This window comes from Dialister succinatiphilus (assembly GCF_928721695.1).
Classification (GTDB): domain Bacteria; phylum Bacillota; class Negativicutes; order Veillonellales; family Dialisteraceae; genus Dialister; species Dialister succinatiphilus.
Genome location: NZ_OV788641.1, coordinates 1,050,824 through 1,063,990, shown reverse-complemented (window position 1 = coordinate 1,063,990; position 13,167 = coordinate 1,050,824). Strand labels below are relative to the sequence as shown.

11 protein-coding genes are annotated in these 13,167 nt (G+C 50.4%); 6 read left to right on the top strand and 5 right to left on the bottom strand.

Going from position 1 to position 13,167, the window contains the following annotated elements; all coding sequences use genetic code 11:
- Positions 1–35: 35 nt before the first annotated feature.
- Positions 36–473: a VanZ family protein gene (locus NW747_RS04430; RefSeq protein WP_273188274.1), complete on the bottom strand. Its 438-nt coding sequence runs from the start codon at positions 471–473 to the stop codon at positions 36–38.
- A gap of 766 nt (positions 474–1,239) precedes the next feature.
- Between NW747_RS04430 and NW747_RS04425 the strand changes: the two genes are divergently transcribed.
- A complete protein-coding gene (locus NW747_RS04425) occupies positions 1,240–1,590 on the top strand; it encodes a hypothetical protein (protein WP_273185784.1) in 351 nt (116 codons plus the stop codon).
- The gene (locus tag NW747_RS04420) at positions 1,587–2,447 is read left to right on the top strand and encodes an IS3 family transposase (protein ID WP_273185781.1); all 861 of its coding nucleotides are present in this window, start codon (positions 1,587–1,589) and stop codon (positions 2,445–2,447) included. Before NW747_RS04425 ends, NW747_RS04420 begins: the two co-directional genes overlap by 4 nt.
- A 319-nt stretch (positions 2,448–2,766) precedes the next feature.
- Here the strand turns inward: NW747_RS04420 and NW747_RS04415 are convergent, their stop codons facing one another.
- The 4 genes from NW747_RS04415 to NW747_RS04400 form a co-directional block, all read right to left on the bottom strand.
- Positions 2,767–3,690 carry an NAD-dependent epimerase/dehydratase family protein gene (locus NW747_RS04415; protein WP_273188154.1) on the bottom strand — a complete coding sequence of 308 codons (924 nt, stop codon included), beginning with the start codon at positions 3,688–3,690 and terminating at the stop codon, positions 2,767–2,769.
- An 857-nt stretch (positions 3,691–4,547) separates the two neighbouring features.
- The gene (locus NW747_RS04410; RefSeq protein WP_273188153.1) at positions 4,548–5,759 is read right to left on the bottom strand and encodes a Fic family protein; all 1,212 of its coding nucleotides are present in this window, start codon (positions 5,757–5,759) and stop codon (positions 4,548–4,550) included.
- Positions 5,760–6,428: 669 nt separating this feature from the next.
- Positions 6,429–6,821: a hypothetical protein gene (locus tag NW747_RS04405; RefSeq protein WP_273188152.1), complete on the bottom strand. Its 393-nt coding sequence runs from the start codon at positions 6,819–6,821 to the stop codon at positions 6,429–6,431.
- A 239-nt stretch (positions 6,822–7,060) separates the two neighbouring features.
- The gene (locus tag NW747_RS04400; RefSeq protein WP_273188151.1) at positions 7,061–8,875 is read right to left on the bottom strand and encodes an ammonium transporter; all 1,815 of its coding nucleotides are present in this window, start codon (positions 8,873–8,875) and stop codon (positions 7,061–7,063) included.
- A gap of 1,183 nt (positions 8,876–10,058) precedes the next feature.
- Between NW747_RS04400 and NW747_RS04395 the strand changes: the two genes are divergently transcribed.
- From NW747_RS04395 to NW747_RS04380, 4 genes are all read left to right on the top strand, one after another.
- Positions 10,059–11,315 (top strand): Glu/Leu/Phe/Val family dehydrogenase, encoded by a 1,257-nt coding sequence (locus NW747_RS04395; protein WP_273188150.1) that lies wholly within the window; start codon positions 10,059–10,061, stop codon positions 11,313–11,315.
- 193 nt (positions 11,316–11,508) lie between these two features.
- Complete coding sequence (locus NW747_RS04390) at positions 11,509–12,345, top strand: deoxyribonuclease IV (RefSeq protein ID WP_273188149.1); 837 nt, start codon at positions 11,509–11,511, stop codon at positions 12,343–12,345.
- A gap of 29 nt (positions 12,346–12,374) precedes the next feature.
- On the top strand, positions 12,375–12,716 hold the full coding sequence (locus tag NW747_RS04385) for a nucleotidyltransferase domain-containing protein (RefSeq protein ID WP_273188148.1): 342 nt from the start codon (positions 12,375–12,377) through the stop codon (positions 12,714–12,716).
- Positions 12,706–13,116, top strand: a complete 411-nt coding sequence (locus NW747_RS04380; protein WP_273188147.1) for a HEPN domain-containing protein — start codon at positions 12,706–12,708, stop codon at positions 13,114–13,116. Before NW747_RS04385 ends, NW747_RS04380 begins: the two co-directional genes overlap by 11 nt.
- Positions 13,117–13,167 lie beyond the last annotated feature (51 nt).

Below are 13,167 nucleotides of genomic sequence, written 5' to 3'. Positions count from 1 at the left end.
GACAAGAGCAGCGAAACAGAAAGGATCTTCGCATTTTACCTGCTCAAAACAAATCGATTCCATATCCCTGTCAAAACAGCCACGAAAAGGATTCCAAGACCTGCACCGGTGGTATCAATCAGTACATCTTTAAACTCCGCACTTCTTCCAGGAGAAAAGAGCTGGATACATTCGTCTACAGATGCGACAAGAAAAGAAATCACCAGCGTACACTTTCCCCCATGGGAAATACGAAACACTCTGAAAGCGCTGTATAAAGCGATTCCCAGCCAGGCGTATTCTGTAAGATGTGCCAGTTTCCGCAAAACGCCATTGGTCAAATGCCCTACGTCAGGAAGCATATACAGATAATGCTGAATCAGATGAAGAACATATATGCTTTCCCTGCTGGAATGGGGCGCATCTGCCATGGAATTATGCCATATAAAACAAATAATAAAAAGAGAAAGAACTGTAAGTAAGTATTTTTTCATGTGTATGAGTAAGGACAAAGGAAGGCTATGGTGAGTACTGATGAGCTCATAGTGTGTCCGCTTTGCGGCCACCGGTCTTTCTGGGAAGTCTCCTCCTGATTTTACCTGCCCATTCCCGCTTCGGGGGATGGGTGGCGAGCAGTGCGAGATGGAAAGGGGCCTCCATGTTTTTCTTGCCCACCCCACTTAGGGGGTGGGTGGCGAGCGGAGCGAGACGGAAGGGGCATCCATCTTTTTCTTGCCCACCCCCACTTGGGGGTGGGTGGCGAGCGGAGCGAGACGGAAGGGGGCATCCATCTTTTTCTTGCCCACCCCCACTTGGGGGTGGGTGGCGAGCGAAGCGAGACGGAAGGGGGCGTCAGTGCAATGGTAAATGATGGTGGGTGCCCCTTTATGTTTGATGGCACCCTTTCCTTTGACAGAGTTCTTATGCCCGCTTCGCAGGCATCGACCGCTTTAAGGCCCCCCTTCCACCACTTCGTGGTCCCCCTCCCCCCGCGAGCGGGGGGAGGCAAGATTTGAGGTAGAGACGCGGTCCCTTGCCCCCGCAAGCTTAAGGAAAGCAAGGGTTTGAGTTAACTGTTCCTCTCCTCCATGTTTTTCTTGCCCACCCCCACTTAGGGGGTGGGTGGCGAGCGGAGCGTGAAGTGGTAAACTAAAATTGGACACAGAGGGGGTAATCTTTAGACATACAAGTGTACACTGCATAGGCAGTGCAAAATAAGCACTGGACAGAGTATCCCCTTTACTGGACAGGAGGTTTGCCATGAAGTACACGAAAGAACAAAGATTGGACATCGGTCGACGAATTTACTACAGCGAAATAAGCCGGTATGAAGCCGCAGAAGAATATGGCATCAGTGAGCAGACCGCACGGAATTACATGAGAATGTATCGGGATGCCAATCGGCTGCCGCCCAAACGCGGACAGAGATCCATCAGCGCACTTTCTTTCAAGAAAGAGCCGGCAGAGCTGGATGAACTGAAATCTATGACAAAGGAGGAATTGATCCAGGAGCTGATTAAAGCCAGGATCACAGAAGCAAGGCTAAAAAAAGGATACGAGGTGAAGGGAGATGGTACGGTCATTCTATACGCCAGCAAGACTACCAAGTGATTATGGAACTGTCAGGAGAAATCCCAGTGAAGATTCTATGTAAAGCAATGGGCATCCAGCGGAGCAGTTTCTACGCATGGAAGAAGCATCTTTCTCATCCTTCGGAAAGAGAGAAGAACCTTGCAAGCAATGTCAGGCTGTTTCAAGAATACCACTTGAAGTATCCATCGCATGGTTACCGCTGGCTGAATGCCAAGATACGCCTGGACAAAAACATTGTCCTGTCTGACCCCTATGCTCATAAGTGTTGCAAGATTGCGGGAATCAAGAGCAAGTCCAAGCATTACCGCTACAAGAAGGCTGGAGATCCGGCGCGAATATTCCCCAATCTGCTCCTGTCAGAGATGCAGATTGACGGGCCAATGCAGTGCATCGTGAGCGATATGACAGCGTTTTATGTGAAGGGCACCTACTACGAACTGACTCTTTACATGGATCTCTGGAACGATGAGATTGTCAGCCATTCCCTTTCGGCAAAGCGTGGCGACCGCATGACCTATATCAGTGGGCTGAAAGATCTGATTGCATGGAAGGAGCAACATCCGGAGCACCAAATGATTCTGCACACGGACCAGGGATCTGTCTACGCATCTAAGGCCTACAACGACCTGTTGCCCATGTACGGCATTACCCGGTCGATGTCACGTGCCGGAACGCCGACAGATAACGCTGCAATGGAATCTGTCAATGGATGGATTAAGGCCGAGATGTTCATGGACTTACACGTGACCGGGGAGAAGTCCGTCGCGGAAGAGGTGGATAATTACATCCATTTCTTTAACGAATATAGGCCGGCCTATACATTGGGCTACCTGACGCCGAAGCAGTACCGAGAACGCCATATTTTTAACTGCTGAACTTATTCAAGTTATAGTTGGCATGAAGTGTCTGTCGGTTCCCGAGGCAATGTTGGAAGATTCACTGCGCCTTGTACAAGTATTCAATTTTTATGCCTAATTTTTTTAGTTTCGTGTCCAATTTTTGTTGACAAGTGCAAGCGAGACGGAAGGGGGCCTCCATCTTTTTCTTGCCCACCCCCACTTAGGGGGTGGGTGGCGAGCGGAGCGAGACGGAAGGGGGCGGCTGGATTTTAGGGGAAACGGCAAATGTCCGTCCCCTGAAGCGCAGCGACAGTTCATTATCCGCGTTTCTACAGCATCACCAAACTTTGCAAATCTATTTTTTAACAAAATACTGGTAGGTCCGTTTCAGTCCTTCTTCCAGGGATACTTCCGGGGTCCAGTGAAGGTTTTTCACGGCTTTTTCGTTGGAAAGAGAGGATCGATAGATGTCTCCTTCTCTGGCAGGGCCGTAGGATGGGGTAATTTCTTTTCCGGTAATACGGGAAAGGATGGTGACCAGTTCGTTCAGGCTGATTTCTGTCTGGGTGCTGAGGTTGTAGCAGGTATCGGCATTTGGTGTGGTCAGTGCCAGGCGGATGCCCCGAGCAATGTCGCCGGCGTAGACGAAGTCTCTGGTCTGTTTGCCGTTTCCGAAGATGGTAATATCCTGTCCTTTAGCGAGGCGTTTGGCAAAGATACTGATGACGCCGCCTTCTCCCCCATCGCCCTGACGTTCGCCGTATACGTTGGCGAAACGGAGTACCACGTAGTGAATGCCGAAGGCCATATGGTAGAGAGCCAGGTATTTTTCTACGGTCATTTTGGTCAGACCATAGAAGGAAAGGGGAATCTGAGGGAGCGTTTCCTGCACAGGCAGGGCTTTTTCGTCCACGTCACCATAGGTGGCAGCGGAGGAGGAGAAGATTACCCGCTTTACGCCGTATTTCCTGCAGCATTCCATGATATGAACGGTACCTGCAATATTCTGGTACATATCGTTTTCAGGATCCACCATGGAGTCGCTCACCAGGGTCTGGGCAGCCAGATGAACTACAGCATCAAAATGTTCCTGGCGGAAGAGGTCTTCCACTTTGTCGTCATGGGTATCCATCACTTCCAGCCGGGCTCCTTCCGGCAGGTTTTCCCGAAGGCCTGTGGAAAGATTATCCAGGGAAACGACCTCATCCCCTGCTTCCATGAGCTGACGAACCAGATGGGAACCAATAAAGCCGGCACCGCCGGTCACAAGAATCTTCATAACTTCACCTTTTTCTATAAAAATACCTGAGATAAGTCTATTTTAGTTATTTATTACTAATATAATATCACATGATAGTACAGTATAACACATGATGATACAGTGTGAGGTAAAAGAATCATAAATTTGTAAAGGATGCGGAGACAATTCGGCGGGAGACGTCAGACGCGCCTTTGGCGCGAGGGTTCAAAGGGTTCAGAAGGGAAGGTTGACGGCCCTTCGGGCCGAGGGTTGTGGCCGCCTGTCGGCGGCGGGTTGTATAGAAAGGTTGCGGAAAAAAGGTTCTTAAGATGGATGGGCCCTTGGGGCCCAAGGGTTCGTAAGTTTGACGGGGCCTTTAGCCCCGAGGGTTGTGGATTGCCCGTTGGGCAATGCTTATAAAGTCAGCGTTACGGATTCACCTTTCTGTGTCATATGGCATGATACGCATTCTGCGGATTGGCTCACTGCGTTCGCCACCCCCTATCCGGCTGTGCCGGACTTCCCCCTATGCAGGGGGCAGAATAAAACACCGCGAAGCCTCACTTCATCAGCGGCTCTACAGTAAGCACGGGTTATAGTGCCACCGCTTGCGGGGGAAAGGTGGTGGCGACAGCCACCAAAGGGGGAATGTCGGAGTGGTACATGAAATATATGACTCTCTGTTTTTCCTCTCCATACTTCTCGTTTCCCCTTGAGGGGAACGCCGCGAAGAGGCAAAGGGTGTACAAGGCCGAGCGCCGATTTGACACCCCATCGCTATCCTGACCGCCAATCGGCGGCCCCCTGAGCGAAGCGACGCGCAAAATGTAGTGAGTCGTTTCCCCTTTAGGGGGCCATGCTTATAAAGTCAGGGTTACGGGATTAACCGGTTTCCCTCAGTTTTCTTTAAACAGCATGAGGTTTAATTTGTAATAGTTTGTTTTTCCTGCTTTGGTTACGATTAAATGATTTCCAGGTATCTCATCGATTCGTTTTTGAATCGTTCCCCTGTTTTTGCCGGTCACTTTCATAAGGTCTGCCATGGAGATGCCTTCTCCATAAAAGAGGGCCGCCTGCAGGAGGGTGATATATATTTCTTTAAGCAGTTTATCTTGAAGCTGAAAGGCATCAATTCTGGATTCATACTTACGCATCTGCTCATTTTTTCTTGACAAAACGCCTATGGTGTCTTCTGTAGAACCGATCAGGATTTCCAGAAAGCCCATGACAAAGGGGGTCATATCTCCGCGATTTCTTTCACTGTCTGCTTCTTCTAACATATGATAGTACCTGCTTTGGTTTCTCTTTATGTAAATAGACAGCCTCACCGCCAAAAGGCGATGGAATTGGCGGCTCAGAAAGTAGGAGGTAATGAATCTGTCGGTTCTGCCATTTCCATCATAAAAAGGATGAATGTACACAAAGAAATAATGGAAGAGCGCCAGCCTGATGAGAAGAGGATATTCTTCCGAATGAAGGATGCGGAGTGCCTGGTCCAGGGCCTCAATAATCCGGCTTTCAGGATACAGTCCCTGGTGAATTATTTTCCCTGTAGCTGCTTCTATCTGCACCGGTTCTTTTCTAAACAGGCTCCCATCCAGTCTGTTTTGCGGATTTTCCCGAGTAATTTCCTGATGGGTAAAATCATCATAGAAATTTCTAATATCCTGGCAGGTGTCAAATTTGATTTCTTCTTCGCCAAGCAGTTCCAGATACTGATGGACTACACTTTGCAGCCGGTGATAGTGCGTCCCCTTTTTTTCTATAATTTCTCTGATTTCTTTTTTTGTGCTGCGTACTCCTTCTATATCATTGGTCGATTTGACTTCTTCCACTATGCTGAGCCGGGTAAACTGATAGAGAACAACAGGGGGCACGGTGTTCACTGTATAAAGAAATTGCTCATAGGTTTTATAAAACTTCTCAACAAGCCTGAGGATTTCCCCCGTATAGCAGAGAAATGCAGGGTATGCGCTTTTTCTATTGTATTGGTGTATGGGAATGTTGAAATGAACAGTAAAGGGAGCTTCCAGTCTTCTGATATACTCTGTTTCATATTCTTCCTGTGTGTGTTGGTAGAAATATTTGGTCAGGGAAATAAATTTCACAGGCCTGCACCTCCTTCATGGTCTTTATTTATAAAATCGGTATTTTTTTGATCGGCTGCGCTGTTCATTTATAAAAACAGGCATTTTTGTAAATGAAAGCAGCTTCGTTTATAAAAATAGCATTTTTTATAAATAAGAGCAAGAGAGCTTTGAGGTTTGAGTTTTGTTGTGCCACCACTTGCGGGCGGAAAGGTGGTATGCAGTACCAAAGGAGGCCGAGACCGCAGGTCTCGGAGGGTTCTTAGGATTGACCGGCCCTATGGGCCGGAGGGTTCTTAAGTTTGACGGGGCCTTTGGCCCAGAGGGTTGTGATGGCAACTTCGCCGCAGATTTTATAAAAAAGGGGCGCGGCTGGCGCCGCAGGTTGTGTAGAAGGGTTGCATCGCTTCGCTCAGGGGGCGACAGCGGCTGCGGCGCTGAAGGTGGTGGATTGCCCTTACGAGCAATGCTTATAAAGTCAGCGTTACGGATTTACCTTTCTGTGTCATATGGCATGATAGGCATTCTGCGAATTGGCTCGCTACGCTCGCCACCCCCTATCCGGTTGCGCCGGACTTCTCCACGGGAAAGCGTGTCACACGATTCTCAGGTCGCTTCGCTTCCTTACGAATCGTGTTCCCTTGCCACCCCTATGTAGGGGGCAGAATAAAACACCGCGAGACAATCTTCTCATAAATCCTCCGCTCGAGATGACGGTGACAGCGGATAGCCGACAACTTCCACTGGCAAGCTGTGAAATTGTGAAAAAATATATAGGGTACTTCTTTTTCCCCTTCTCCCCCAGGCGGAAAAAAGGCTTTCATTCTTATATTGATTTTCTTCTTTCCATTGGACATGGACAGGAGGAAGGGCATGATTTTCTATGGTATCCTCCCTTTTACTCGTTCTTTTTACGAAATTCATCAGCCTTGACCTTTTCTTGACAGAACCTTTTACTCCTTTTTTCTTCCCGTCTCTTTGTCTGTGAAAAGTGAATTCACAGTTTTTCTTCCTGTGGACAAGTGAAATATCCCTGAATGCCCCTTGCTTCCCCCTGTCATTTTCCACTTTTTCCCATTTCATCCGGACTTGTTCACAGTTATTCACAGATTTTTGTGTATATCTCCAGTAGACACCTTTCTCTTTGCCGCTGATTGTCTACATTTGGAATTCTCATTTTAAAGTTATCAACAGCCTGTGAATAAGTCTGTGGAAAAGTGAGTTTTCCTGCTTTTGTGAAATAAGTATACACTTTATTTCCTCTGTCCTCTTTCCCACGCAAAAAGAGCTGCGGAAAACCACAGCTCTTTTTGTGTATACCATTATTTATCGTCTTCAATAGGATAGTCCTGGAGGGCATCGTAGCCTTCTTCGCCGGTACGGATTTTCACTGCATTGTCCACGGTGGTGACGAAAATCTTGCCGTCGCCGTACTTGCCGGTGTAGAGTGCTTTCTTAGCCACTTCGATAATCGTTCTGGGCGGAATCTTGGATACCACCATATCCACCCGCACTTTCGGAAGGAGTTTGGCGGAAACAGCAGCGCCGCGGTACATCTGGGTCTGTCCTTTTTCAAGGCCGAAGCCCAGGGCCTGGGTAACGGTCATGCCTGTAATGCCGATGGCTTCCAGGGAGGCTTTCAGAATTTCAAAACGCTTGTCCGAAGTAATGATGGTGACGCAGTAAAGGTGATGGCCGTCTGCCGGCATTTCTTTGGGAACCACAGTGTCCGGCACTTCCTTGTCCATGGGAATTTCCACCGCATTCTTCGGAGCTCTGCCGGCTTCGATTTTTTCTTCCGTGGTTTCCGGAATCATCATGAAGTCTGCATAGGCGGAAGCCAGGCCGTGCTCTTCGAAGTCCAGACCGTTGATTTCTTCCGACGGGCTTACGCGGAGGCCGATGGTGGCGCGGATGATGCGGAATACAATGTTAATGGCAATGAATACGTAAACTGCCACTGCCACCACCCCCAGAATCTGGATGAAGAGGTAATGGGGATCTCCTGTATAGAGGAGACCGTCAGATTCGGAGAAGAAGCCGGTCAGAATGGTGCCCAGGGCGCCGCATCCGCCATGGGCGGCAATGGCACCTACGGGATCATCGATTTTCAGTTTCTGATCCACAAATTCGACGGCGTAAACGATGAAGATACCGGAAATAATGCCGATAACGAAGGAGCCGGGAACGGTGACGGTATCGCAGCCGGCGGTAATGGCTACCAGTCCTGCCAGGCCGCCGTTCAGTGTCATGGATACATCAGGCTTTCCGTATTTCACCCAGGTGACGATCATGGTGGTGCAGGCAGCTGCGGCTGCAGCCAGGTTGGTGGTAATCATGATATGGCCCACAGACTCAATGGTCTTGTCGCCGGTCATGGAAACGGTGGAGCCGCCGTTGAATCCGAACCAGCCCATCCACAGGATGAACATGCCCAGGCAGGCCAGGGTAATGCTGTGGCCGGGGATGGCGTTTACGGTGCCGTCCTTATTGTACTTGCCGATTCTGGGTCCCAGAAGCCACGCCCCTACGAAGGCACACACGCCGCCTACCAGATGAACGCAGGTGGAACCGGCGAAATCATGGAATCCCAGTTCGGAAAGCCAGCCGCCGCCCCAGATCCAGTGACCGGAAATGGGATAAATCAGAAGGGAAATGAGTACGGAATATACGCAGTAGGCAGAGAACTTCGTCCGTTCTGCCATAGCCCCGGAAACGATGGTAGCCGAAGTAGCGCAGAACACAGTCTGGAAGAACAGGTAGGCCAGCGGTGTATAACCGGCATCATCAGGCACTTGGAAATGGGTGACAAAGAGATCCGGCGTGCCGATGATACCGCCTATATCCGTACCGAACATGAGACCGAAGCCCAGGAACCAGAACACCACGGTGCCCAGAGCAAAGTCCATGAAATTCTTCATTACAATGTTGCCGGCATTCTTGGCACGGGTGAGCCCCGTTTCCACCATGGCGAACCCGGGCTGCATGAAGTACACCAGAATAGCTCCTAAAAGCACCCAGATGGTGTCCACCGATGAATACCTTCCCTCCGGCTCCGCCGCCATGGCCACCGCCGGTGTGGCCAAAGCTGCCAGAAGCAGCGGCCACTTTCGAATGACTGCTTCCATTTTTTTCATAAAATCCACTCCCTCTCCTTAACAAAAAAGGTCTGAGAGAATGGCGGCTTTTTCTTGAAAGCAGAAAGGGCCCGGATATATTTCCGGGCCCCCTTGTCCAAAAGAAAAAGCCTGATGTGAACCATTCATCATCAGACATCTTTGTCAAAAATATGTAATTGCGGCCTTTCGGCCTTCTGTATGTTAATAGGATACAATAGCATTTGGTCCGCGTCAAGGGGGAAAATGAAATTGGGCTGCGAAGGGCATATTCAAAAGGTTCTAAGGGTTGTGAAGGGAAAGGTTCTTAAGATTGACCGGCCTGCGGCCGGAGGGTTCTTAAGTTTGACGGCCTTTCAGGCCGAGGGTGGTGGTGGCGGCTTCGCCGCAATTTTAAAAAAGGGGGCGCGGCTAGCGCCGCAGGTTGTGTAGAAGGGTTGCATCGCTTCGCTCAGGGGGCGACAGCGGCTCTGCCGCTGAGGGTGATGGTGGCGCCCTTCGGTGCACAGCGAACACAGTTTGCACTATGCGAACTGGATTTGTAAGGGAGCATCAGCGACCTGAAAATCCAGTGAGTCAGTGACAGCAGTAGTTGAAGGAGCGCTAGCGACGCGCAAAATGTAGTGAGTTGTTTCCCCTTTAGGGGGCAATGAGTATTATAATGCCGCCTTTCGGCGGTCACGTCCACATCGAGTATCATAATCATTCTTACCCTCGTACATCCCTTCGCCACTTCGTGGCCCTCTTCCCCTAAAGGGGACGCAAGATCGTTACGGGATTGGTTTCTATGTCATATGGCATGATATGCATTCTGGTGATTAGCTGCTGCGCTCGCCCCCCCTTATCCGGCTGTGCCATTGGACACGCCTTCGGCGCGAGGGTTCAGAGGGTTCAGAAGGTTCAAAGGGTTCAAAGGGTGGTGGTGGCGCCCTTCGGGCGCAATCATCATACATGGCGCCGAACCTCGCCGGTGGTCAGCGGTCAGCGGATAGCGGACAGCCGACAGCCGACAGCCGACAGCGGAATAGTAGTCACCCGCCAGCCAATGCCTGCTATCCCGCCAAGGGCACACTGAAAGGCATATCTATACAGAATACTCATGCTTCCATGACTTGGTTTTCAAAATCAGCGGCCGGTGTTATAGTAGAAGGAGCGGGCAGGAAAGACGTTTCCTTCCCAATCATTTCATTCGAGGAGGCATACTATGGCGAATTACAATCCTTATGAAAACATGCTTGATGTGCTGGACAAAGCAGCCCAGGTGCTGGGTTACCAGAAAGAGGATTATGAATTTGTACGGTACCCGGAAAGGGAACTGACCGTGAGCATTCCGATCCGCATGGATGACGGCCATGTGGAGGTTTTCTCCGGCTACCGGGTACAGCATTCCACAGCCCGGGGCGCGGCCAAAGGGGGCATTCGTTTCCATCCCCAGTCTGATGAAAACGAAGTGAAGGCGCTGGCTGCGTGGATGACCATTAAGAACGCCATCGGAAATATTCCCTACGGCGGTGCCAAAGGCGGCATCCGGGTGGACCCCCACAAGCTGTCGAAGCGGGAACTGGAACGGCTTACCCGAGGCTATGTGCGGAAGATTTACCCCATCATCGGGCCCGATAAGGACGTACCGGCACCGGATGTGAATACCAACGGCCAGATTATGGCATGGATAGCCGACGAATACGCCGCTCTCTCCGGCAGCTGGCAGCCCGGCGTGGTCACCGGCAAGCCCCTTGCCACCGGCGGTTCCCTGGGAAGAAATGAAGCCACCGGCCGAGGTCTTCTCTTCACCCTTCAGACCTGGTGTGAAAAGAACCACAAAGATATCCGAAACCTTACCATGGCAGTCCAGGGCTTTGGCAATGTAGGCTCCGTAGGTGCCCTCCTCATGCACCAGGAAGGCGTGAAAATCACTACCATCGGCGATATCAACGGCACCTGGCACAACCCCAGGGGTCTGGACATTGAAGCCATGTATGTATACGCCAACTCCCACGGCCGCTCCCTGAAAGGTTACACCGAAGAAGGGGCTGAAATCATTCCGGACAGCGAACTCTTCAGCCAGGACGTGGACGTGCTCTTCATGGCAGCTCTGGAAAACCAGCTTAACGGAAGCACCATGGAAAAGGTCAAAGCACCCCTCATTCTGGAAGGTGCTAACGGTCCCACCACGGAAGAAGCAGATGCTTACTTTGAAAAGAAGGGCATCGAAGTGCTGCCGGACGTGATGAGCAATGTGGGCGGCGTCGTAGGCTCCTACTTCGAATGGGTACAGAACCGCACCGGCTACTACTGGACTGAGGCGGAATACAATGAGCGTCTCCAGAAGAAAATGAGAGAAGCCTATGAAGATGTATATGCATTGAAGGAAAAATATCATGTCACCTACCGTCTGGCCGCTTACATGCTGGCTCTGCAGCGGGTGGTGGAAGCCCAGAATACCAGAGGATTTTTAGGATAACAGGAATACGGGAATCAAGGGAGGCCTCCTGCCTTTACATAAGCAGGAGGCCTCTTTGCGTGCCGGCAAGCGTGATATAATCAGAAGAGAAATGTATTTCAGGGTTCTCCGGGAAATCATTGTCAAACCCGGAAGCCTTTTGCGCCCTCTGATTTTCGGGCCGCGAAGGACCCCTATTCACCAGGAGAAAACCATGTTCATTATCGGATGTCATTTATCTGTTTCCAAAGGCTTTCTGTCCATGGCACAGACTGCCACCGCCCTTGGCGGCAATACATTCCAGTTCTTTCCCAGAAATCCCCGGGGCGGAAAGTCCAAGCCCCTCATAGAAGAAGACGTGGAAGGGCTGGCCCGGTGGATGGAAGTGCACCACTTCGGCCCTATCCTCTGTCATGGCGCCTACACCATGAACGGCGCCTCCACAAAGGAGGGCGTGCGTGACTTTGCGCGGACTGCCATGAGGGAAGACCTGGCCAAGACGGCCCATCTGCCTCGCTGCATGTACAATTTCCACCCCGGCGCCCATTTGAAGCAGGGCGTAGAAAAAGCCACGGTTCTGATTTCCGACATGCTGAACTACGCAATGGACCAGGAAGAACTGCCAAAGTATGTACTGCTGGAAACCATGGCCGGGAAAGGCACGGAAGTGGGCCGCACCTTCGAGGAACTGGCGTCCATTATAGACAGAACGGAAAGGAAGGACCGGCTGGGAGTATGCCTGGACACCTGCCATGTATATGACGGCGGCTACGACATAGTGAACGATCTGGATGGCGTGCTCCGCCACTTTGACGAAGTCATCGGTCTTTCCCGGCTTCACGCCATCCATTTGAACGACGACAAGAACCCCCTGGGGAGCCATAAGGACCGGCACGAAAAAATCGGAGAGGGCACCCTGGGCCTTGACGCCATTGCCCGCATCATCAACCATCCCCTTCTGAAGAACCTTCCCTTCTACCTGGAAACACCGAACGAACTTCCGGGATATAAAAAGGAAATCGCCTTGCTGAAAGGGCTGCGGGAACCATGATATAATACAGAAAGAAAGGGGGAGTGCCTATGTGCAGTGTATCGGATGTACAGAAAATCATCCAATCGGTGGCAGGGGCCTACCGCTCTGTTTTCGGAAATGACGTGGTACAGATTATCCTGTACGGTTCCTACGCCCGTGGCGATTTCACCGATGATTCAGACCTGGATCTGGCAGCTATTGTAGTGGGCCCCCGGAGGGAGCTGCAGCAGAAGCTGAAACAGGTCTGGGATATATCTTCCGATTTAGAGCTGGAGTACGGCATCATCATTTCCCCCGTTGTCATCCCCTATGACGAGTATATGAAATACAAGGATGATGTGCCCTATTACCGTAATATCAGCAGGGAAGGGGTGAATATTGTTGCTTGAAAAACGGCTGGAACTCATGAATTATCGAATGGAAATGGCAAAAGAAAGGCTTGACTCCGCCCATATCCTTTTGGAACACCATAATTTTAAAGATTCTATAGGCCGTTCTTACTATGCCATGTTTACAGCTGTTCGTGCCATTCTGGCATTGGATGGGGTAGACTTTAAAAAACATGCCGGCGTCATTTCCTACTTCCAAAAGGAATACATCAAAACCGGTGTATTTGAGGTCCGATACTCCAAGTATCTAAGCCAGGCCTTTCAAATTCGGAATAATACAGATTATGCCGATTTCTTTATTGTTTCAAAAGAGGATGCCGATGAACAGTATGCAAGGGCAAAGGACTTTTATGAGATGATTAAAAATTACCTGCCCGGCAGAGTGAATAGGAAAGTGTAAGAAGAGGAATTTGCAGAAAGGCAGATTCCTCTTTTCAATCAGACAAAGGAG

Bases quoted from the DNA above. Each gene is read 5' to 3' on its own strand.
- NW747_RS04405 (WP_273188152.1), bottom strand. From the start codon at position 6,821: ATGAAATGGGAAAAAGTGGAAAATGACAGGGGGAAGCAAGGGGCATTC.
- NW747_RS04395 (WP_273188150.1), top strand. From the start codon at position 10,059: ATGGCGAATTACAATCCTTATGAAAACATGCTTGATGTGCTGGACAAA.
- NW747_RS04425 (WP_273185784.1), top strand. From the start codon at position 1,240: ATGAAGTACACGAAAGAACAAAGATTGGACATCGGTCGACGAATTTAC.
- NW747_RS04385 (WP_273188148.1), top strand. From the start codon at position 12,375: ATGTGCAGTGTATCGGATGTACAGAAAATCATCCAATCGGTGGCAGGG.
- NW747_RS04430 (WP_273188274.1), bottom strand. From the start codon at position 473: ATGAAAAAATACTTACTTACAGTTCTTTCTCTTTTTATTATTTGTTTT.
- NW747_RS04400 (WP_273188151.1), bottom strand. From the start codon at position 8,875: ATGAAAAAAATGGAAGCAGTCATTCGAAAGTGGCCGCTGCTTCTGGCA.
- NW747_RS04390 (WP_273188149.1), top strand. From the start codon at position 11,509: ATGTTCATTATCGGATGTCATTTATCTGTTTCCAAAGGCTTTCTGTCC.
- NW747_RS04415 (WP_273188154.1), bottom strand. From the start codon at position 3,690: ATGAAGATTCTTGTGACCGGCGGTGCCGGCTTTATTGGTTCCCATCTG.